Consider the following 21,482-nt stretch of genomic DNA (forward strand, 5'->3'; position numbering starts at 1 on the left):
CTTAATCCTTGCGTGCCAGTACGGCCGCCTGCGCGGCAGGGGCGGCGGCTGGCGCGGCGAAGGTCACGCCGTGGCCCGGCTTCACGCCATCGAGCCTGGCGACGATGACTCTGGCGCCTGGCACCAGGCCTGAGGTGACCTCGGCGTAGCCTTCATCCTCGTTGCGCAGGCCCAGGGTGACAGGCTGTTCGACCACCTTGCCTTTCACCAGCGCATACACCACCGTGCCCTGTTTTTCATTGCGCACGGCCGTCAACGGCACCAGCGGCGCCACGGCCGAGCGCTCGGTGACGATGCTGCCCTTGGCGAACATGCCGCCGCGCAGCGCGCCATCGGCATTGTCGACGGCGATATACACCAGCATGGCCCGCGAGCCGCTCTCGGTGGTGGGGTTGATGCGCGTGACCTTGCCGGCAAAGTCGCGTGCACCGAAGCCATCGACCTTGAAATGCACGTCCTGGCCCAGCTTGATGCGGGGGATGTCTGCGCTGGGCACGGGCGCTTCCAGGGTCAGCTGCGCCAGGTTGACGATGGTGTAGACGGGCATGTCGGGCGCGACTTTTTCGCCGGCCTGCACATGGCGCTTGCTGACGATGCCGGCCAGCGGCGCGCGAATGACCGTGTCGGCCAGCGCGATGCGCGCCAGATCGAGCATGGCGGCGTTCGATTTGACGCCGGCGCGCGCCAGGTCGACCGAGTTTTGCGTGGTGTCATACGCCGTCTGCGAAATGTACTTTTGCTTGAGCAGCGCCTGGCTGTTCGCTTCATTCTTGGCCGCCATCGACAATCGCGCCTGCGCTTCGTCGAGCATGGCTTGCTGCTGCGTCAGGCGGGCGCGCTGGTCGGCCGCATCGAGGCGCACGAGGATTTGTCCGGCGGACACGCTCTGGCCTTCTTGCAAGGTCGTTTCGTGGATGACGCCCGAGACCTTGGCCTTGATGGTCGCCTGCGTCAGCGGCGCCAGCGAACCGGACAGGGGCAGGCTGATGGCCAGCGCGCGCGCATCGATGGCGGCCACGTCGCCCTGCGCCAGTTCATGCACGGGCGTCTTGTCTTGTTCCTTTTTCTTGCTGGCCTGCTGTTCGGCCGCCTTGGCAGCTTGCTGCCTGGCTTGCATCACCGTCCAGCCGCCGCCAGCCAGGCCCAGCGCGACAACGACGAGAAGGGGCGCGCGCCAGCGACGGCGGCGCTTGGCTGCAAGGGGGGATGCCGGTGGCAATGTCTCGTTTTTCATAGGTCTTTTAGTCTGGAGGGGCGGCGCGGGGAATTCGGGTAGCGTATCGCCGTGGCGGCCGCAGGCAGCACGCCTGCCGCTGCGGTCGTTCACGGCGATACGCATGTTGCCACTTTAGGAAGATTCAAGCGTGGCCGCCATCGCCATGCGACAGATTGCACAAAAACGGGGATGGAATGCAAAAAACGCCGACCAGGGACCAATGCCGGCATGCCACCAGGCTTGGGCAGCGTCATAAGCCGCGCGGGCGCCGGGCCAGCCGTGGGCCAGGGAGGCCGCCTCGCTGCGCGTCATATCAGGGGCGCTATGCCCTATGCCAGGGCGCTGGCGAAGTTGTTACATTAGTCAATGTTTCCCAGGAGTTTGATGCGCGTCACTACCTGGCCATGGTCGGACGCTTGCGGCAGGCCCAGCAGTAAATGGTCGTTCAGATAGTGCACGTCCTGCACCACGCCGATGGCGCGCGGCGAGGCGGGGTGGAAGTGTTCGGACACCAGGATGTGGTCGATCGTCATGTAGGCGCTGTCGTGGATATTCGTGTAGCCCACGTGGCGCAAGGCATCCTGGCGCAGCTGGATGGCGTTGCAGTCATACAGGCGCTCGCGCATTTCTGCGCCCGCTTCGCATGGCGCGCCGGCGCCCATGACGATGGACGTGGTGACGGCATTGGCGATGTCGTTAAAGTCGCCCAGCACGATGCGCGGCCGGCCGCTGCGGCCCAGTTCGCTTACCAGCACGCGCAGGGCCACCGCTTCCGCGCCGCGCCGCTGCAGCGAACGCAGGTTGGCCAGGGCGTAGGACAGCGCATCGCTGCCGTCGCCATGGCGGTAGTCGGGCCGGCGCGACTTCAAATGCAGCACCACCACGTCCGTCAGTTGTCCGCCGGGCAAGAGTACCTGTACATGCAGGGGCGCGCGGGCGAAGCGGCACGCACTCTCGGCGGCGGCGTGGCTGTCGGCGGGTAGCGCCACGCCAGCAGGAAAATTCACACAGGCAATACCGGGGCCGGCCAGCGGCAAACGCGACACCAGCGCCACCGTGGGCAGCATGCGCCCGGCAGCGTCCGCCGCATCGTAGCCGGCCTGCACGGCTTCGCGGTAGTGGCGCGTACGCGACAGCACGTCGCGCAGGGCCGCTTGCGAGAAAATTTCCTGGAAACCGATCACGTCGGCGTCGAGCAGGTCGATCTGCCGCGCCGTCCACTCCGCCTTGGCCACGTATTGTGCCGGGCTCAAAGGTTCCAGGTTGTCATACAATTTTGCCCCGGCGGGGGCCAGGTTGCAGACATTGAATGTGGCAAAGCGGATTTCTTGCTGCATAATTAGCGCTCCTCACTGAACGATCAGCGTATCACGCATGGCTAAAAAAGAGCATATTTCCGAAACCCAGGCGACGCAGATGCTGCGCAAGCATCAAGTTTCCTTCGAAGAACACCCCTATCCGTATGAAGAGCACGGCGGCACCAGCGTCTCGGCGCGCGAGCTGAACGTGCCTGAGCATGCCGTGATCAAGACCCTGGTGATGCAGGACGAGGCGGCGCGGCCGATGATCGTGCTCATGCATGGCGATTGCAAGGTCTCGACCAAGAACCTGGCGCGCGCCATCGGCTGCAAGGGCGTCGAGCCATGCAAGCCCGAGGTGGCGCAGCGCCATTCCGGCTACATGATCGGCGGCACGTCGCCATTCGGCACCAAAAAGGCCATGCCCGTGTATGTGGAGCAATCCATCCTGGAGCTCGAACGTATCTATATTAATGGCGGGCGGCGCGGTTTCCTCGTCTCGCTGGCGCCGCAAGTGCTGCTCGATTTGCTCCATGCCAAGCCGGTGCAGTGCGCCTTGTCCGATTAAGAAAACCGGGCGCCGCCCTGTCCTTGGGCTGGGCGCTGGTGTATATTCTGCTGCCCCAGCCTCGATGCTGGTGCAATAAACATAATAAAGGGAAGAAATGAATCCAGTAATCACAACCGTGGCAATGACAGTGGCAGCTTACTTGCTCGGCTCGATTTCGTTTGCCGTGGTGATGAGCAAGGTCTTCGGCATTGCCGATCCGCGCACCTATGGCTCGAAAAATCCGGGCGCCACCAATGTGCTGCGCAGCGGCAACAAGGCTGCCGCCATCATGACCCTGCTAGGCGACGGCGCCAAGGGCTGGCTGGCCGTGTTCCTGGCCGACCGTTTTGCCAGCGCGTTGGGCGTGGGCGACACGGCCGTGGCCCTGGTGGCCATCGCCGTCTTCCTCGGCCATCTGTGGCCCGTGTTTTTCCGTTTCGTCGGCGGCAAGGGCGTGGCCACGGCGCTGGGCGTGTTGCTGGGCATCAATACATGGCTGGGCCTGGCTACCCTGGCCACCTGGCTGATCATCGCCTACGCTTTCCGCTATTCCTCGCTGGCGGCGCTGGTGGCGGCCCTGTTCGCGCCGTTTTACTACGGTTTGCTGTTCGGCGTCGATCCCATCTTGCTCGCTGTCATCGTCATGAGCGTGCTGCTGGCCTACCGCCACAGCCAGAATATCGCCAACTTGCTCGCTGGTAAGGAAAGCCGGATCGGCGGCAAGAAGGACGCGGCCAAGGCGGCTGGCAAGAAGAAGTAAGCGCTTGATTTCCGGCGGCCCGCACGCATATGCTGTGCTTGCGGCGCCGCGCGGTGCGGCCGCCACCGACTCGCGCAAAGGTTGCCCACCATGTCTTCCAGCAACAATCCCACCCCCATCCCCATCCGTATTGATTTCGTCTCCGACGTCTCCTGCCCCTGGTGCGTGATTGGCCTCAAGTCGCTGGAGCAAGCACTGGGCAATTTGCACGATAGCGTCCAGGCCGAGATCCATTTCCAGCCCTTCGAGCTGAACGCCAACATGCCGGCCGAAGGCCAGGACATCGGCGAACATATCGCCGAGAAATATGGCTCTACCCCTGAACAGATGGCGCAATCGCGCGAAGCGATCCGCGCGCGCGGCGAGCAACTGGGCTTTACTTTTGCCATGGACAAGCGCGGGCGCATCTACAACACCTTTGACGCGCACCGCTTGCTGCACTGGGCCGCTCTGGAAGGGCGCCAGAAAGCACTGAAAATGGCCCTGTTCGACGCCTACTTCACGCAAGGGCAGGATCCATCCTCGCACGCGGTGCTGCTGAAAGTGGCGGGCGACGTGGGGCTCGATACGGCCAGGGCGGCCGAGGTGCTGGCGTCCGACGCCTACGCGGACGAAGTGCGGGCGCAGGAAAAGTTCTATCAGCAAAACGGCATCAACTCGGTGCCGGCCGTCATCATCAACGAGCGCCACCTGATTTCCGGCGGCCAGCCACCCGAGGTGTTTGAACAAGCCTTGCGCCAGATCATCAGCGGCGCCTGAAGCGGGCGCCAACGGCGCGCGCCATGGCGGCTAATTCGGCTACACTCCGCACAGGAGGATAGTCAAATGCCAACAGCGACCTGGAATGGCGCCGTCATCGCGCAAGCCACCGACGCGCAGGTAGAGCTCGTCGAAGACAATGTGTACTTTCCTTTGTCTGCGGTGAAGCAGGAATACTTGCGTCCCAGCAGCCACACGACGCTCTGTCCATGGAAGGGCACGGCCAGCTATTACGACCTCGTCGTCGATGGCCAGGCCAATGCCAACGCGGCCTGGTACTACCCCCAGCCCAAGGATGGCGTCAAGCAAATTGCCGGCCATGTCGCCTTCTGGCGCGGCGTCAGCGTTTCGGGCTGACGTTTCTCCACTTAAAATGACAAGAAAGCAGACGATGGATCTACGCCTCGCCGTGTACCAACTCGCCTTGGACTATGCGCTCGATGCCCGGCAAACCCGGCAATTGCAGGACGTGGCCGGCTTCCAGCGCGAACCTGCGCGCCTGGCTTACTGGCTGCCGCGCGGCGTGGCTGTGCTGGGCGCCGCGCTGCTGGGCATGGGGCTGATTTTCTGGGTCGCTGCCAACTGGGAGGAACTGGGCCGCATGGGCCGCTTTGCCTTGCTGCAAGGCGTGTTTGCCGCCGCCTGCGTGGGCGCGTTTGCCGTGCCGAAGGCGCGCACACCGCTGCTGCTGGTGGCGCTGCTGGCCATCGGCGGCCTGTTCGCGTATTTCGGCCAGACCTACCAGACGGGCGCCGATCCATGGCAATTGTTTGCCGTCTGGGCCGGGCTGGCGCTGCCGCTGTGCCTGGTGGCGCGCAGCGACGTGCTGTGGACACCGTGGATGCTGATACTCTCGACGGCCGCCACTTTGTGGATACAGGCGCATACGCATCACAGCTGGCACGTTGAATCGGCCGACCTGGGTATTTTCGTCACTGGCTGGCTGGCCGTGCTGCTGGCTTGCGCCTTTGTCTCGCCGTTGCTGGCGCGCTGGACGGGCGCCGGCACCTGGGCCTTGCGCCTGGGACTGGTGCTGGCCACCATCCTCATTACGGGCTCGGCGGTCAGCGCCCTGTTTGGCAGCGAGATCGAATCGCCGTACTGGGCCGGGCTGGGCTTGCTGGCCGTGGCCGCAGCACTCCTGGCGACCGGCAAGTTTTTTGATGTGTTTGGCTTGAGCGCCGTCGCGCTGGGCGTCAATACCCTGCTGGTGGGCGGCCTGGCGCGCAAGCTGCTCGATGGCGGTGGCAACGAAATAGGTAAGCTTGTCATGTTGGGCTTGATCGCCGCCGTCTTGCTGGCGCTGACCGTGCAAGGCATTTTGTGGCGCGCGCGCAAGGAGGCGCCATGAGCAGCACGAATAATCAGCGCGCCGACGCGCTCGATACCCTGATCGCCGACGCCACGCGTGCCGGCCTGTTGCCGTCCGGCGCCGCGCGGCCCGTGCAGGATGTACGGCCGTGGCCGCTGGTGCTGATGACGGCGTTCGGCGCCTGGCTGGCCGCCATTCCCCTGATCGCGGCGCTGGGCGTGGGCCTGGAAAGCGTGCTGCGCCATGGGCCAGGTGCGTATGTCGTGGCCGTCATCGTGCTGGTGGCTGCCGTGCTGCTAATACGCGCGCGTGGCGTGTCGCTGTTCATCGAGCAGCTGGCCGTGCCGTGCCTGCTGGTGGGCGGCGGCTTGCTGGGCTACGCCTTGTTCCGCGATTGCTCGACGCACAATGCCTCGCTTCTGCTGAGCCTGGCGTGCCTGCTGGTGGCGGCCGCCTTGCCGCGCGACTGGCTGCGCGTGCTGCTGGGGCTGCTTGCTTGTAGCTTGTTGGCCGTGGGCATGAACGGCTGGCTTTTTCATAATGATCCCACGGAGCTGTATATCGCCTGGATGCTGGCCCTGGCCATCTGGCTGGGCGTGCATTGGCTGCAAAAACAGGCTTTCAACGATGGCCGTGGCGCGCTCGTCGCCACGTTCCTGGAATCGGTGTCGACCGGCTGGGTGCTGGCGATCTTGCTGGGCCTGGTAGCGTGGTCGGGCATGACTTTCATGCTGGGCGCCAGCGTGGGCAGTGGTTTTACGGGTGAAGTGGCGCGTGAATTGACCCTGCGCCCTGAGGGCGGCTGGTACGCCGTGGTGCTCAATGGCGTCTCGGTGCTGCTGGCCGTGGCCGCTGCCGCGTGGCTGTTGACGCACTGGCCGTCGCTGCGCCAGTTGCCCGCCATCGGCGTGGCGCTGGTGCTGATCGTGCTGGCGTGGTGCATGCCTGCGCTGGGCCCCGTTCTGCTAATCCTTGCATATTGCCTGGCCAGCGGACGCAAGCGCGTGGCCGTGGCGGCAGCGCTGGCGCTCGCCTGGATCATCGGCAGCTTTTATTACCAGCTGGCCTGGCCGCTGGCCAGCAAGGCGGCGCTGCTGGCCGTGGCCGGCGCCGTGCTGTGCGCGATGGCGTGGCTGGCCACGCGCGGCAAGGTGCTGCACCTGGTCGATAGCAAATCTGCGGCCGTGGCCGGCAAGCCCGCCCCCGTGCGCCTGGGCTTGCTGGTGGGGCTGCCGGGGTTGGTGCTGGTGCTGGCGGTGGCGAATATTGGCATCTGGCAAAAAGAGCAACTGATTGCCAAGGGCCAAGCTGTCTTCGTGGAACTGGCGCCCGTCGATCCCCGCTCGCTGATGCAGGGCGACTTCATGCGTCTCAATTTCCTCAGCCTGGGGATGCTGGGCGCCGAAGTCTTCGCCGACAAGGGCGCCGGCCGGCCGCACGTGGTGGCCACGCGCGATGCGCGGGGCGTGGCCAATATTGTGCGCTTGCACGACGGCAAGCCGCTGGCGCAAGGCGAATTGCTGATCGAGCTGACGCCGAAGGACGGGCGCTGGGTGCTGGTCAGTGATGCCTGGTTCTTCAAGGAAGGCGAGGCAGCGCGCTGGGAAAAGGCCCGTTATGGCGAGTTTCGCGTCATGCCGGACGGGCGCGCCCTGCTGGTGGGCATGCGCGGGCCTGAGCTGGAAGCACTGTAGCGGCCACGTGCAGGGCGGCGTCCTGTAAAATTGCCCGATGGATAATATTACGCATTCGGTGATCGGCCTCGGGGTCGGCGAACTGGTACACCGTAGCTTGCCGCCCGAGCCGCAGGCCGCCGCACAGCGCACCCGGCGCGCGCTGTTCTTGTTTGCGGCCTGGTTTGCCAGCAACGCGCCCGACCTGGATCTGGTCCTGACCAGATTGTTGCCGCGCCCGTTCGGCTACATGCTGCATCACCGTGGCCACACGCACACCTTGCTGCTGGCGCTGCCGCAGGCACTGTTGCTGCTGGCCATGCTGTGGCTGCTGTGGCCCGGTGCAAGGCGTTTGCTCAGGGATAGCGTGCCCGCCCGCGTGGGCCTGGCGGCGTGTTTGCTGCTGGGCTTTTGTTTGCACATGGGCATGGATTTCCTCAATTCCTATGGCTTGCACCCGTTTTATCCGTTTAGCAGCCGCTGGCTGTATGGCGACATGATCTTCATTGTCGAGCCCATGTTCTGGGTCTTGCTGGGCGTGCCCGTCATCATGTCTTTGCGCTACAGCATTGTCAAAAGCGTGCTGCTGGCCGCGTTGGCGGCAGCCCTGTGCTTCTTTACCTATAAAACCTATCTGGCGCCTGCCGCCTTGCTCGTCTTGCTGGCGCTGGGCGTCGTCCTTGCCGTATTCCAAGGACGCGCCGGTGAGCGGGCGCGCGGGGCGCTGCTGCTGGCGTTCGCGCTGGCGGCCACCTTCATCGGCACGCAGGGCGTGGCCTCGGCCATCGGCCGCGCCCGCATCGAAGCGGCCGTGCAGCGGCTGGACCCGGGCACGCGCGTGTGGGATGTGGCGATGACGGCGTTTCCCAGCCATCCCTTGTGCTGGATCTATGTCACGCTCGACAGCAAGACAGATGTGTACACCCTGCGCCGCGGCACCCTGAGCCTGCTGCCCGCATCGCTGGCACCTGCCGCCTGCCCGGCTGGTCTGGCCGAGACGGGCCAGCCAGGACAGTCAGGCCAGCAGCTGGCTCCCGGCATCGCCATAGCCGCCCAGGCGACGGGCAGCCTGGCCACCCTGCGCGCCTTACAGGCAGATAATTGCTATGTTGACGCCTGGTTGCGCTTTGCCCGCATGCCCCGCCTTAATGCGGACAAGCTGACGGACGTGCGTTTCAACCCGGATATGTTGCCCAATTTCACGACCGTCGAGCTGGAGAAATTCCGCGCGCGACCGTGTCCGGCGTATGTGCCGGGCTGGGAGCGTCCCCGTGCCGACATGCTGGCCTTGTCCGAATAGGGGCGAGCAGCGAATGCAACACTGCCAATTTGGCAGGAGTACCACCACTGACATGGATGTGACATTATTTTGGAAGAGCAGCACGCCTTACCTTACTTAAGAGAAACCCTGCTGTTTCTCGCCCTGGCCGGGATATTTATTCCCTTATTGCAACGCCTGAAAGTTAACCAGGTGCTGGGTTTCCTGGCTGTCGGCGCCCTGTTCGGCCCGTTTGGCTTCGGCCTGTGGGCTGGCGACTTCACCTGGCTGACGTATTTCTCGTTTGTCCGTGCCGAGCAGGTCAGCGGCCTGGCCGAGCTGGGCGTGATGTTTTTGATGTTCATGATCGGCCTGGAACTGTCGACGGAGCGGCTGTGGGCGCTGCGGCGCTGGGTGTTTGGCGCGGGCGTGGGGCAGGTGGCCGTCAGCGCCTGCCTGATCGGTGGCGTGGCGTATTATTTTGGCCTGTCGCTCGAAGCGTCCATCGTGCTGGGGCTGGTGCTGTCGCTGTCGTCCACGGCCGTGGTGATGCAGTTGCTCACCGATCAACGCTCCCTGCAGACACCAAACGGCCAGGCAGGCTTTTCCATCCTGATGTTCCAGGATTTGATGGTGGTGCCGTTGTTCATCCTGATCGACGTTTTCGCTAGCGGGCGCAGCGACGACCTGGCGTACCTGCTCAGCTTTGCAGCCGTCAAGTCGGCCGGCGCCATCCTGCTGATCTATCTGCTGGGGCGCAGGGTCATCCGCCCCTTGTTCCAGTTTTTCGTCAAGAAGCATCAGCCGGACGTCTTCATGGCCTTGACCTTGCTCAGTACGCTGGGCATCGCGGGCCTGACCTACCTGGCGGGCCTGTCGATGGCGCTGGGCGCCTTGCTTGCCGGGCTGCTGCTGGCCGAGACGGAGTTTCGCCATGAAGTGGAAGTGACGATCGAGCCGTTCAAGGGCTTGCTGATGGGCCTGTTCTTCATGTCGGTGGGCATGCAGATCGACGTGCGCGAAATCCTCAAGTCGCCGATCCTCATCCCGCTGGCCGTGCTGAGCCTGTTTGCCCTGAAAACCCTGGTCATCAGCGTGATTTTTCGCCTTGGCGGCTTTCACTGGGGGCGCGCCGTGGAAACGGGCGTGCTGCTGGGGCAGGGCGGTGAATTCGCGTTCATCGTTGTCGCGTATGCGCTGGGCACGAAATTGATCGGCCCGCAGGTGGCGCAATTTGTCATGCTGGTGGTGGGCCTGAGCCTGTTTGCCACGCCGGCGCTGGCGAAAGCGGCGCGCGGTTTTGGCAACTGGTGGGAAAAGCGCCACCACCATCAGCTGGCCGACCTGGCCGAAGGCGCCCGTCCGCCGCAGGGCAGCACCGTCATCATCGCCGGCTTCGGTCGCGTGGGGCAGTTGCTAGCCAAGGTGCTGACGGAACAGGATATCGCTTATGTTGCCATCGAGAATGATGCGCGCCTGGTGACGACCCTGCATCCGCGCGGTTTCCCCGTGTATTTCGGCGATGCGTCGCGCGCGGAATTGTTGCAAAAGGTCAATGCGGACCGGGCCGCTGCCGTGGTGCTGACCATGGACCATGCGGCGTCCGTGCTGCACGCCGTGAAATCGATACGCCGCGAATATCCGCTACTGCCCGTGTATGCGCGCGCCCGCGACGAGGCGCATGCGGTGGCGTTGATACAGGCCGGCGCCACCCTGGTCGTGCCCGAAGCATTGGAAGCGGGGCTGCAACTGACGGCCACCGTGCTGCAGACGGCGGGCTTCTCGGAGGCGCGCGCGGCGGACATCGTGCAAGCCGAGCGCGACAGGCGCAATGCGGTGCTGCTGGCCAAAAAGTCCCAATAGCCTGCGCGCCGCCATGCGCGGTGAATTATCTATACAATAATAGTATATGAGCAGACTATCCACATGAAAGCCGCGACAAAGAGCGGGGCAGCCCCCTTGACGCCGCAGCAAGTTGCCGCGCAGGAAACGCAACAGAAATATGGCAAGCCCGAACGGGGCTGGCGCGAAAAGGTGTACACCGTCATCTTCGAGGCGGAAACGCGCACGGGCCGCGCCTTCGACCTGGTGCTGATCGGCGCCATCCTGATCAGCGTGACGGTGGTCGTGCTCAGCAGTGTCGCCTCGGTGGCCGAGCGCTATGGCACCTGGCTGACAGCACTGGAATGGTTTTTCACCATCCTGTTCAGCATCGAGTACCTGGCCCGCCTGTCGTGCCTGCGGCACCCCGTGCGCTATGCCAAGAGTTTCTTCGGCGTGATCGACTTGCTGGCCATCGTGCCGACCTACATCGGCTTGCTGCTGCCGGGCGCGCATGTGCTGATCGATGTGCGCATCCTGCGCCTGCTGCGCATGTTCCGTATTCTCAAGCTGACCTCGTATGTGCATGAATACACGGTGCTGGGACGGGCCTTGCTGGCCAGCCGGCGCAAGATCCTCATCTTCCTGTCGTTCGTGATGATGGTGGTCTTTCTGCTCGGCACCGTGATGTATGTCGTGGAAGGGCCAGATAATGGTTTTAGCAGCATCCCGACGTCGATATACTGGGCCATCAGTACCATGACCACGGTGGGTTTCGGCGATATCACGCCGAAGACCGATATCGGGCGCACCATCGCATCTTTGATGATGCTGCTCGGCTGGGGCATCCTGGCAGTGCCTACCGGCATTATCAGCGCCGAAATGACGGTACAGCGCAGTTCCAAGCTGGTCACTACGCGTACCTGCCCCACTTGCCTGAAAGAAGGGCTCGATGACGATGCCCGTTTTTGCAAGAGCTGCGGTGTTACTTTGCCGCCGCTGGCATTTGATTAAACTTAAATAAAGGCCGACATGATTCCAGTTCGCCTGATCGCAACGGGCAAAGCCGTGCCCTCGCACAGTGTCACTTCCGAGAGCCTGGACCGTAAACTCGGCCACCCGCCCGGCTATATCCTGCGCAAGAGCGGCGTGCTGTCGCGCTTTGTCGCCGCGCCCGGCGAATCGCAAAGCCAGCTGGGCGCCGCCGCCCTGCGCGATGCGCTGAAGAATGCCAGCCTGCACCCGTTTGATATCGACTTGCTGATCTGCGCCTGCGGCGTGCCAGAGCAGGCGCTGCCGAACACGGCGTGCTTCATCGCCGAACACGCCGGCTTGCCGCCAGGCACGCAAAGCTTCGACGTCAACGCCAGCTGCCTCAGTTTCATGGCCGCCTTTCGCGTGGCCGCCTCCATGCTGGCCGGTGGCGCCTACCGGCGCATCGCCATCGTTTCGTCGGACCTGGCCTCGCGCGGGGTCGACTGGCGCGAGCCGGAAGCATCGATGATCTTTGGCGATGGCGCCGCCGCCGCCATCGTCGAGCGGGGCGACGGCAGCGCCGGCATCCGCGCCTACAAGATGGGCACGTACCCGGAAGGGCGGCGCTACTGTGAAATCCGTGGCGGCGGCACCGAGCGCAATCCCCGCAACGGCTGCGAGCCGGGCGACTACCTGTTCCGCATGGATGGCAAGGCTGTGTTCCGCCTGGCAGTGAAAGTCATGCCAGATTTCCTGGCGCAATAAATACAGGAGTCGGGTGCGGGCCTGGAGCGGGTGGACGTGGTCGTGCCGCACCAGGCCAGCCCGCTGGGACTGGCGCATGCGGCGCGCATACTCGACGTTCCCGATGCTAAAATCATCAAGATCTTTGAAACGCATGGCAACCAGGTGGCCGCGTCCTTGCCCACTGCCCTGCACGAAGCGGTGATGACGGGGCGGGCCGTGGCGGGCCAGCGTCTGCTGATGATGGGCACGGCAGCCGGCCTGACCATCGGCGGCATGGTCGTCGATTTATGAAGGTGGTGTGATGAGACGGATTCTGGTCACGGGCGCGACGGGTGGGCTGGGGCGCAATGCCGTGCGCACCTTGCTGGCGCAGGGCGTGGAAGTGCGCGCCACGGGCCGCAACCTGGCCGTGGGCCGCGAACTGGAACGCATGGGCGCGCAATTCGTGGCGCTTGACCTGGCGCAAGCCTCGCCGCGCCAGGTCGATGAGCTGGTGCGTGGCATGGACGCCGTCTGGCACTGCGCCGCGCTGTCTTCGCCGTGGGGGCCGGAGCGCGATTTCATCGCCGCCAATGTCACGGCCACGGGCCAGCTGCTGCGCGCAGCTTGCAGCCTGCACGTGGCGCGCTTCGTGCACATCTCCACGCCGGCCATCTATTTCGATTACCGCAACCGCTACGAAGTGCCGGAAACCTTCCGTCCCGATTCGTTTGTCAACGCGTATGCGCGCAGCAAGGCGATGGCGGAAAAGCTGGTGCAAGATTGCGTCGACCGCCAGCGCGCCATGACGTGCGTGATCCTGCGCCCGCGCGCCATCTTCGGCCCCTACGACCAGGTCCTGATTCCGCGCCTGGCGCGCGTGCTGCAGCAGCGCGGCGGCAAGCTGCCGCTGCCCAATGGCGGCGCGGCCACCATCGACGTCACCTATGTCGGCAATGTCGTGCATGCGATGTGGCTGGCCACCGTGCACAAGAGCATCGCTTCTGGCGCCGCCTTCAATATCACCAATGGCGAGCCGGCGCGCCTGTGCGACATCCTGCGCACGCTGTTCTGCGAGCATCTGCAGCAGCCGTTCCAGATCGTCAGCATGCCCTACCGCCTGCTGGCGCTGGCCGCGCGCGCGATGCAATTTGCTTCGCGCTTTACGCGGCGCGAACCGTCCCTCACGCCCTACAGCCTGGGCGCGCTCAGTTTCGACATGACGCTCGATAACGCCAAGGCGCGCAAGGTGCTCGGCTACCGCCCCATCGTCAGCCTGCAGGAAGGCATCGCCCTGACGGCGCAGTGGATGCGCCAGGAAGCGGCGGCGCACAAGGTGGGCAAGGAGCGTAATGGCTAGCATCACCGCGTTTCGCGTCGGCCACTGCACTCATCCATCGTGCATGGTCTTGAAAGGCAGCGGGCTGGCCAGCCGCTGCTTTCCCTCGCGCGCTTATTTGATCGAAACCCGCGCTGGCCTTTACCTGTGGGATACCGGCTACGCCGAACACTTCCGCACCGCCACCTCCAGGGGCGTGTACCGCATGTACGCGTGGGTGACGCCGATTTCCTTCGACGCCCACGAATCGCTGCAGGGCCAGTTGCGCGCGCATGGCGTGGCGCCCGGCGACATCTACACCTTGCTGCTGTCGCACTTCCACGCTGACCACATTGCCGGCATGCGCGACTTTCCCGGCGCGCGGCTGATGTGCTCCAAGCCGGGCTGGGACGCCGTGCGCGGCTTGTCTGGCGTGGCCGCCGTGCGCCAGGCCTTCGTGCCCGAGCTGCTGCCGCCCGACATTGCCGCGCGCCTGAGTTTTGTGGAAAGCGTACCCGAGACGGCCTTGCCTACCGCCCTGCAGCCATTCACCATGGGGCGCGACGTCAGCGGTACGGGCGAAATCTACATCGTCGACTTGCCCGGCCATGCTGTCGGGCATATCGGCGCCTTCGTGCTGCAGGACGGTGGCTGGACCTTGCTGGCATCGGACGCCGCCTGGGTGCCGGAAAGCTTCCAGCAGTTGCGCGGACCGTCGGAACTGTCCTTCCTCATCCAGCATCGGCGCGCGCCGTATTACGCCACCTTGAATCGTTTGCACCAGTTGCATCGCTCCGGAAATGCGCAGATCCGCATCACGCATGAAGACACGCTCGGCTATATTCCTGCATCGATCACTGTGGCGGGCCGCCCGTGAAGCGCATCGTCTGGCTATTGCTGGCGTACTGGCGCACGCGCCGCCTGCGCTTTGCCGGCCGCGCGCAGCTGGAACGCTACCAGCAGAAGCAGCTGGCGTCCTTCATCGCCACCCTGTGTGCGCGCAGCAGCTACTTTGCGCCATACCGCAGCCTGCCTTTGGCGCAGTGGCCCACAATGAACAAGGCGCTGATGCTCGAACATTTTGATGCCATGAACACGGCAGGCATCACGCTGGCGCAGGCGATGGATGCCGCCATGGCGGCCGAACATAGCCGCGACTTCACGCCCGCCGTGGGCGACGTCACGGTGGGCCTGTCCTCTGGCACCTCGTCGCGGCGCGCCGTGTTTACCGTCAGCCCCCGCGAAAAGGCACAGTGGGCGGGCGTGATGCTGGCCAAGGCGCTGCCCGACGGCCTGTTTTCCGGCGAAAGGGTGGCGCTGTTCCTGCGCGCGAACAGCAATCTGTACACGGCCGTGCGCTCGCCGTGGCTCACATTCGCCTTCTACGATTTGTTCCAGCCGTTTGACGCCCTGTGCGCGCAGCTTGTGCAATATCAACCTTCCGTGATCGTCGCGCCGGCCCAGGTGCTACGCCAGCTGGCCTTGGGCGTGATCGAAGGCAAGCTGGCGCTGGCGCCGAAAAAAGTCATCTCGGTGGCCGAAGTGCTCGAAGCGCAAGACCGCGCGCTGATCGTGCAGGCGTTCGGCGCCGTGCATGAAATCTACCAGGCGACGGAAGGCTTTTTGGCCAGCTCCTGCGAACATGGCGTGCTGCACCTGAACGAGGAATACGTGCACGTCGAGCCGCAGTGGCTTGATGTGGAACAGGGTGAGCAGCGGCGCTTCGTGCCCGTGATTACCGACTTTACGCGCATCACGCAGCCCATCGTGCGCTACCGGCTCGACGACATCCTGATCGCACGCGCCACGCCATGCCCGTGCGGCCGCGCCACGCGCGCCATCGCCGGCATCGAAGGGCGCTGCGACGACATGCTGGTGCTGGCGTCCATGCGTGCTGGCGAGACCATTTCTGTCTTTGCCGACGTGCTGACGCGGGCCTTCGCGCAAGCCTTGCCGCCAGACGCAGACTACCGCCTGCTGCAATCGGGCGTCGCGGCCTTGCAGCTGCATGCGGCGCTCGATGTTGCTGGCCTTGCGGCCTTGCGCGACCGCCTTGAAGGCGTACTGCGCGCCCTGGGCGTGGCCGTCGAGCGCCTGGCCTGGACGGTCAGCGACACGCTGCCGCCCTTTGATCCCACCATGAAACGGCGCCGTATTCAACGCCTTGTGAGCGCATGCATCCCTCTTCCATGACTTTACGCTGCCGTTTGCTGCACCTGCTGGCCGGCTGGGGCAGCGTCGGCCTCGTGTATTTTTCCAGCGTTTTTCTGCAAGGGCAGGGCGTGCTGCTGCCCGAAACAGCCATCGACCGCGCCATCGCCTACAGCGACACGGCCATCTGGCTGTATCTGTCCTTTTTCATCCTGATTCCGTACGCCTACCTGGCGGCCGATGCGGCGCGCGTGCGCTGGCTGGCGCGCGCCATGGCCATTTCCGCGCTCGCTTGCGGCGTGATTTTCCTGCTGTATCCGACCACCCTGGCGTATCCGCCCGTGGGCGAGGGCAGCGCCTGGAGTACGCAGGCGCTGCGCCAGTTGCAGGCGGCCGACTCCACGCAAAACTGCCTGCCGTCCTTGCACGGCGCCTTGACCCTGCTATGCGTATGGGCATTATGCGACAAGCGCCATCTTGTGCGCTCCGCGCTGGCCATGGTGCTGGGCGTGGCCATCTGCTACGCCATCATCGCGCTGCGCCGGCATGTGAGCATCGACCTGGCCGCCGGCCTGGCCGTGGGCATCGCTGGCGGCATGTTGGCGAAAATGCAGGTATTCTGGGCTGCCCGCCGCACCATTGCTACATAAACCGCATCATGATGAATCCCTTTGCCCTGTCGTTTTTGATCATGCTGGCCTTCGTGCTGGCCGAATTGCTGATCCTGAAATGGATGCGCCAGACGCCTGTGCCGTGGATTGACGTCATCTTCAACCTCAATTCCGGGCATATCCTGATGTGGGTCTTCCGGGGCGTGGAAGTGGCGGCCTTTGCCCTGCTGCTGCGCCACGTGAACCTGCATATCGTCGACCAGTGGCGCGTGGCCGCGCAATGGGCGTTCGCCTTTGTCGCCTGGGATTTATGCTTTTACTGGATGCACCGGCTGCACCACAAGATTCCCCTGCTGTGGGCCATGCACGTGGTGCACCACCAGGGCGAACATTTCAATCTGTCGCTGGGCGTGCGCAATTCCTGGTACTCGTCGCTGACGAATTTCCCCTTCATCGCCATCCTGGCCGTGCTGGCCGTGCTGGGCGTGCCGCTGGAAATCTTCCTTGTCGTCTCGTCGCTGCATTACACGGTGCAGTTCTACAACCACAATGCGCTGGTGAATAAATCCGGCATCCTGGACAGATGCATGGTCACGCCCTCGCACCACCGCGTGCACCATGGCACGGACAAGCGCTATATCAACCGCAATTTCGGCGTCACCTTGTTGATCTGGGATAAACTCTTTGGCAGCTTCCAGAGCGAACTCGATGGCGTGGAAATGCGCTATGGCATGAAGGGCATGACGCCCACGCACAACCCGCTGCTGGCCAGCAACGGCAAACTATTTACATGGCTGCGCGCGCGCTTTCCCCGCTGGCAGTCGCGCGGCACCTTCCACGTGCCCGAGCTGTTCATCGGCATCGGCGGCGTGATCCTGTTTGGCCTGGTGATCTATTACGTCAACCACGAGGCGGCGCTGGCCGGCGCGCAGCAGGTGATCCTGTTCGCGCTGATCTTCGCTGGCACCCTGGCGCTGGGTGGCCTGTCGGATGCGCGCCGCTGGGGTGCCATCGCCTGGGTGGCCATCGCCCTGGCCATGCCGCTGCTCTTCCTGCTCTGGTATGGCGCGCGCGATGCCTGGGGCATGGTGTTTCTCGGCTTGCTGCTGGCGCATGGCCTCGACGGCGCGCGCCGCTTGTGGTGGCCGGTAGCAGCAGGGACGCGCGCGTGACGCCCTTGCCTTCCTTGCCGCCGCTGCGCTTCCAGCCAGCGCGCGACTCCGCCTTTCGCCGTGCCTTGCGCGAGCGGACCGACGCCTACCTGGCGGGCGCCGGCAAGCACCGCTTTGGCGACGTGCGCATGCATGCGAAAGCCCTCTTCCTGGCCGTGCTGACGCTGCTGCTATATGCGCTGGCGCTCAATTCTGGAAGTACCCTGGGCTTTGTCGCCAGCTATGTCGCCTGCCTGGTGGTGGCCATGGCGCTGGCCATGAATACCCTGCATGACGCGGCCCACAGCGCTGTCTTTCGCCAGGGGCTCTGGAACCGCGTGCTGATCCGCCTCGTGAGCTTGCCCGTGGGCGTGGATACGGATTTCTGGACACTCCGCCACGTGCATTTCCACCACACGTACGCCAACGTGGAAGGCTATGACCTCGACACGCAGCCGAATCCGTTCCTGCGCCAGACGCCGTACCAAAGCTGGGCGCCGCACTACCGCTATCAATACCTGTACTGGCCCGTGGTCGCTGCCCTGTCGCTGCCCTATCTGAACTGGTATGGCGACTGGCTCGACCGCTTCGGCAAGACGCCGGTGGCCGCGCACAGCCGCTTGCAGGGCTGGCGCGGCTGGCTGTCTTTTCTGGGCTGGAAGCTGGGCCACGTGGTGCTGGTGCTGGCGCTGCCCATGTGGGTGTTGCAGCAGCACGGCATAGGCTGGGGCGTGGTGCTGGGCGCGTATTTGCTGGGGCAGATGCTGGCGTCGTGCGCACTGGTGGCGTTGATCCTGGGCACGCACTGGGCCGAAGTGGTGTTTTTCCAGCCTGGCGCAGATGGCACCCTGCCGCACGACTGGTACCAGCACACCTTTTATACGGCCTGCGACTGGACGCCCAAGCCGCGCGCCTTGCGCTGGCTCGGCTATTGGCTGGGCGGCTTGAACCTGCACCTGACGCATCATTTGTTTCCTACCTGGAACCATCGCCACTACCCGGCGCTGGCGCGCATCATCGCCGAACTGGCGCCCCAGCATGGCCTGGCGTACCGCGAACTGGGCTACGGCCAGCTGCACGCTTCGCAGCAGAAGTTTTTGCGCGCCATGGGCCAGCCGCCCGCACACTCCTGACGAATCGTGCTTGACCCGATTTTCGTTTCGTCTTACATTTCTGTAACGACAGAAATAAGAGAAAATCATGGAACTGAGTCCGACCACGCAGAAATATATTTTACATTGGGGCGAAATGGGTACCCGCTGGGGCGTCAACCGCACGGTGGCGCAGATCCACGCGCTGCTGTTTTTGGCCAATGAGCCGCTGACGGCCGAAGACATTGCGGCCAGCCTGAACGTGGCCCGTTCGAACGTCAGCAACAGCTTGAAGGAGCTGCAAAGCTGGGGCCTGGCGCGCATCACGCACGTGATGGGGGACCGGCGCGACCACTTCGTCGCGCTGCAGGATGTGTGGGAAATCTTCCGCGTCATCATGGAAGAGCGCAAGCGACGCGAGATCGATCCCACCCTGACGGTGCTGCGCGAGTGCGCCATCGAGGGCGAACACGATGCGGCCATCGATCCGGCCACCCTGGCGCGCATGGGCGAAGTGCTGGCCTTTTTGGAAATGCTGAGCAGCACCTACAGCGACTACAAAAACCTGCCACCGGCCACGCTGCAGCGCATGCTTTCCATGGGGGGCAAGGTGGCCAAGTTCCTCAGCCCGGAAGACAAGCCTGCCAAGCCAAAAAAGCCGGGAAAATCAGGTCAGCAACAATGAGCGGCCCCTCGGAAGGAGAGCTGTTCAGGAAGGTCATGGGCGCTGACTGGCAAACCCTGCACCCGGACATTCGCCGCCGCTTCGAGAAAAATCCTGCGCCGGGCCAGCCTTTGTACTACCGGGGCGAGCTCAGTGAGCTGAGCAGTTCTCGCCTGGGCAAGCTCTTGGGCTGGCTGACGCGTCCCTTCATCGGCGGCGCCCTGATTCCCTACGACGACACGGATTTCCCCGTCGATATCGAAGTCTATTCGCGCCCCGGCTGCCCGTTTATCTTCAAGCAGCGCACCTACCGCCTGCACCGGCGCGCGCCCATCCGCTTCACCTCCTACATGGCCGAAAGCGCACGCGGCGAAGTGCTCGAATACGTGGGCATGGGCCTGGGCATGAAGCTGCTGCTCCACGTCGAGGATGGCAACCTGCACTTCACCAGCGATGGCTATTTCTGGGATATTTTTGGCTGGCGCCTGCCGCTGCCCGGCGTGCTTACCCCCGGGAAAACCTATTTGTGCCACTGCAACGAGACGGCGCAGCAGTTCAATATCCGCATCGAGATCCGCCACGCGCTGTTCGGCACCACGTTTGTCCAGGCGGGGGTGTTCCGCGAAGCTGTCGCGACACAAGCAAAGGAGACACCATGAATACGCATCTGCTGGCCCTGCAACTGATGGCGGCGCAAGGCTGCCTGGGCGCCTTCGACACCATCTACCACCATGAAATCACCGAGGCGCTGCCGCAGAAGGCCTCGGCACGCCTGGAGCTCAGCATCCACGCCACCCGCGCGTTGATCTACAGCCTGCTGTTTGTGGGACTGGCGGCCTGGGAGTGGCATGGCGCCTGGGCCTGGGTGCTGGCAATCGTCTTTGGCGTGGAAATCGTGCTCACTTTATGGGATTTTGTTGTGGAAGATCAAACCCGCCTCTTGCCCGCCACGGAGCGGGTCACACACACGGTGCTGGCGATCAATGCGGGCGCCTTCATTGCGCTGCTGGCCTTGAACAGCAGCCACTGGGCCGGTTTGCCCACGGCTCTCGTGTGGCAGCCGTATGGCTGGCTCAGCGTCTTTCTGGTCCTGTGCGGCGTCGGCGTGGGCCTGTCCGGCCTACGCGACGCGTATGCGGTGTGGCACCTTGGGCAGCTGGGGCGGCGCAAGGTGCAGGAGAAAGCACAGCAAGCGGAACACCTGGCGTTTGCTGCCACGCCGCAAGCCGTGCTGGTGACGGGGGCCACGGGTTTCATCGGCCAGCAATTGGTCAGCGCCTTGCTGGCCGACGGCCATGCGGTGACGGTGCTGACGCGCCAGCCGAAACAGGCGGCGTGGACGTTTGACGGCCAGGTACGCTGCATCAAGACGCTCGGTGAGCTGCCGGACGCGCAGCGCATCGACATGGTGGTCAACCTGGCCGGCGCGCGCATCGTCGGGCGGCGCTGGACGCAGGCGCGCAAGGCCGCCTTGCGCCGCAGCCGCGTGGCGCTGACGCAGGAGCTGGTGGCGTGGATCGCCCGCGCTGCGCACAAGCCGCGCGTGCTGTTGTCGGCGTCGGCCATCGGCTACTACGGCGTGCAGGCGCAGGGCGACGCCACGGAACTGGATGAAGACAGCGCGCCGCAGCCGATTTTCATGTCGCAGCTGTGCAGCGAATGGGAAGCGGCCGCGCGCCAGGCCGAGAAATATGGTGTGCAGGTGGCTTGCATGCGTTTTGGCCTCGTGTTCGGCCACCAGGGTTCGCTGCCGCAGATGCTGCTGCCGATACGCTTCGGCCTGGGTGGCCCGCTGGGCAGCGGCCGCCAGTGGATGTCGTGGGTACACGTGCACGATGTGATCGGCGCCATCGCCCACCTGGCGCGCCGCAGCGAAGAACAGCTAGTGAGCGGTGCGTACAATTTCTGCGCGCCGCAAGCCATCGAGCAGCGCCGCTTCGCGCAAGTGGCGGGCGCGGTGCTGCACCGGCCTGCCTTCATGCCGACGCCAGCGTGGGGGATGCGCACCTTGCTGGGCGAGCAGGCCGACTTGCTGGTGGAAGGCCAGCGGGTCGCGCCGCGCCGCCTGCTGGACGATGGATTTGTCTTCCGCTATCCACAGCTGGAAGGGGCGCTGCGCAGCCTGTAGCCTGGCGTAGAATGGGGACA

At 64.4% G+C, this 21,482-nt stretch carries 22 protein-coding genes; 20 read left to right on the plus strand and 2 right to left on the minus strand.

Features of this window, described 5'->3' with window-relative positions:
• Position 1: 1 nt before the first annotated feature.
• On the minus strand, positions 2–1,234 hold the full coding sequence (locus ACQ4W6_RS07470; protein ID WP_436566535.1) for an efflux RND transporter periplasmic adaptor subunit: 1,233 nt from the start codon (positions 1,232–1,234) through the stop codon (positions 2–4).
• Between the two features lie 341 nt (positions 1,235–1,575).
• The gene (locus tag ACQ4W6_RS07475) at positions 1,576–2,553 is read right to left on the minus strand and encodes an endonuclease/exonuclease/phosphatase family protein (RefSeq protein WP_436566536.1); all 978 of its coding nucleotides are present in this window, start codon (positions 2,551–2,553) and stop codon (positions 1,576–1,578) included.
• A 37-nt stretch (positions 2,554–2,590) separates the two neighbouring features.
• Here ACQ4W6_RS07475 and ybaK point away from each other — a divergent pair, with 37 nt between their 5' ends.
• The 20 genes from ybaK to ACQ4W6_RS07575 all read left to right on the plus strand — a co-directional run bounded on the left by ybaK (position 2,591) and on the right by ACQ4W6_RS07575 (position 21,462).
• Positions 2,591–3,082 carry a Cys-tRNA(Pro) deacylase gene (gene ybaK / locus ACQ4W6_RS07480; protein WP_436566537.1) on the plus strand — a complete coding sequence of 164 codons (492 nt, stop codon included), beginning with the start codon at positions 2,591–2,593 and terminating at the stop codon, positions 3,080–3,082.
• Positions 3,083–3,206: 124 nt separating this feature from the next.
• Positions 3,207–3,824, plus strand: coding sequence for a glycerol-3-phosphate 1-O-acyltransferase PlsY (gene plsY / locus ACQ4W6_RS07485; RefSeq protein WP_436566598.1), 618 nt, complete (start codon positions 3,207–3,209; stop codon positions 3,822–3,824).
• A 90-nt stretch (positions 3,825–3,914) separates the two neighbouring features.
• Entirely contained in the window at positions 3,915–4,583 is a 669-nt protein-coding gene (locus tag ACQ4W6_RS07490; RefSeq protein ID WP_436566538.1) for a DsbA family oxidoreductase, read from the plus strand.
• A gap of 66 nt (positions 4,584–4,649) precedes the next feature.
• Positions 4,650–4,940 carry a DUF427 domain-containing protein gene (locus tag ACQ4W6_RS07495; RefSeq protein WP_436566539.1) on the plus strand — a complete coding sequence of 97 codons (291 nt, stop codon included), beginning with the start codon at positions 4,650–4,652 and terminating at the stop codon, positions 4,938–4,940.
• A 34-nt stretch (positions 4,941–4,974) separates the two neighbouring features.
• Positions 4,975–5,934 (plus strand): DUF2157 domain-containing protein, encoded by a 960-nt coding sequence (locus tag ACQ4W6_RS07500; protein ID WP_436566540.1) that lies wholly within the window; start codon positions 4,975–4,977, stop codon positions 5,932–5,934.
• Positions 5,931–7,589 (plus strand): GDYXXLXY domain-containing protein, encoded by a 1,659-nt coding sequence (locus ACQ4W6_RS07505; RefSeq protein ID WP_436566541.1) that lies wholly within the window; start codon positions 5,931–5,933, stop codon positions 7,587–7,589. The genes ACQ4W6_RS07500 and ACQ4W6_RS07505 overlap by 4 nt, the downstream gene beginning before the upstream one ends.
• A 37-nt stretch (positions 7,590–7,626) precedes the next feature.
• Entirely contained in the window at positions 7,627–8,868 is a 1,242-nt protein-coding gene (locus tag ACQ4W6_RS07510) for a metal-dependent hydrolase (protein ID WP_436566542.1), read from the plus strand.
• A gap of 69 nt (positions 8,869–8,937) precedes the next feature.
• Entirely contained in the window at positions 8,938–10,689 is a 1,752-nt protein-coding gene (locus ACQ4W6_RS07515) for a cation:proton antiporter domain-containing protein (RefSeq protein WP_436566543.1), read from the plus strand.
• A gap of 63 nt (positions 10,690–10,752) precedes the next feature.
• On the plus strand, positions 10,753–11,661 hold the full coding sequence (locus ACQ4W6_RS07520; RefSeq protein ID WP_436566544.1) for an ion transporter: 909 nt from the start codon (positions 10,753–10,755) through the stop codon (positions 11,659–11,661).
• A gap of 18 nt (positions 11,662–11,679) precedes the next feature.
• Positions 11,680–12,387, plus strand: coding sequence for a 3-oxoacyl-ACP synthase III family protein (locus ACQ4W6_RS07525; protein ID WP_436566545.1), 708 nt, complete (start codon positions 11,680–11,682; stop codon positions 12,385–12,387).
• On the plus strand, positions 12,388–12,660 hold the full coding sequence (locus tag ACQ4W6_RS07530; protein WP_436566599.1) for a 3-oxoacyl-[acyl-carrier-protein] synthase III C-terminal domain-containing protein: 273 nt from the start codon (positions 12,388–12,390) through the stop codon (positions 12,658–12,660). It abuts the gene before it with no gap.
• A 10-nt stretch (positions 12,661–12,670) separates the two neighbouring features.
• Entirely contained in the window at positions 12,671–13,708 is a 1,038-nt protein-coding gene (locus ACQ4W6_RS07535) for an NAD-dependent epimerase/dehydratase family protein (RefSeq protein ID WP_436566546.1), read from the plus strand.
• Positions 13,701–14,543, plus strand: coding sequence for an MBL fold metallo-hydrolase (locus ACQ4W6_RS07540; protein WP_436566547.1), 843 nt, complete (start codon positions 13,701–13,703; stop codon positions 14,541–14,543). Before ACQ4W6_RS07535 ends, ACQ4W6_RS07540 begins: the two co-directional genes overlap by 8 nt.
• The gene (locus ACQ4W6_RS07545) at positions 14,540–15,859 is read left to right on the plus strand and encodes a F390 synthetase-related protein (protein ID WP_436566548.1); all 1,320 of its coding nucleotides are present in this window, start codon (positions 14,540–14,542) and stop codon (positions 15,857–15,859) included. Before ACQ4W6_RS07540 ends, ACQ4W6_RS07545 begins: the two co-directional genes overlap by 4 nt.
• Entirely contained in the window at positions 15,856–16,467 is a 612-nt protein-coding gene (locus tag ACQ4W6_RS07550; protein WP_436566549.1) for a phosphatase PAP2 family protein, read from the plus strand. Before ACQ4W6_RS07545 ends, ACQ4W6_RS07550 begins: the two co-directional genes overlap by 4 nt.
• 8 nt (positions 16,468–16,475) lie before the next feature.
• The gene (locus tag ACQ4W6_RS07555) at positions 16,476–17,600 is read left to right on the plus strand and encodes a sterol desaturase family protein (RefSeq protein WP_436566550.1); all 1,125 of its coding nucleotides are present in this window, start codon (positions 16,476–16,478) and stop codon (positions 17,598–17,600) included.
• A complete protein-coding gene (locus ACQ4W6_RS07560) occupies positions 17,597–18,712 on the plus strand; it encodes an acyl-CoA desaturase (RefSeq protein ID WP_436566551.1) in 1,116 nt (371 codons plus the stop codon). Before ACQ4W6_RS07555 ends, ACQ4W6_RS07560 begins: the two co-directional genes overlap by 4 nt.
• Before the next feature lie 67 nt (positions 18,713–18,779).
• Positions 18,780–19,355 carry a GbsR/MarR family transcriptional regulator gene (locus ACQ4W6_RS07565; RefSeq protein ID WP_436566552.1) on the plus strand — a complete coding sequence of 192 codons (576 nt, stop codon included), beginning with the start codon at positions 18,780–18,782 and terminating at the stop codon, positions 19,353–19,355.
• Positions 19,352–19,993 (plus strand): DUF4166 domain-containing protein, encoded by a 642-nt coding sequence (locus ACQ4W6_RS07570; RefSeq protein ID WP_436566553.1) that lies wholly within the window; start codon positions 19,352–19,354, stop codon positions 19,991–19,993. Before ACQ4W6_RS07565 ends, ACQ4W6_RS07570 begins: the two co-directional genes overlap by 4 nt.
• The gene (locus ACQ4W6_RS07575; RefSeq protein ID WP_436566554.1) at positions 19,990–21,462 is read left to right on the plus strand and encodes a TIGR01777 family oxidoreductase; all 1,473 of its coding nucleotides are present in this window, start codon (positions 19,990–19,992) and stop codon (positions 21,460–21,462) included. Before ACQ4W6_RS07570 ends, ACQ4W6_RS07575 begins: the two co-directional genes overlap by 4 nt.
• The last annotated feature ends 20 nt before the right edge of the window (positions 21,463–21,482 follow it).

Source organism: Janthinobacterium woesei, assembly GCF_051380875.1.
GTDB lineage: Bacteria > Pseudomonadota > Gammaproteobacteria > Burkholderiales > Burkholderiaceae_D > Janthinobacterium.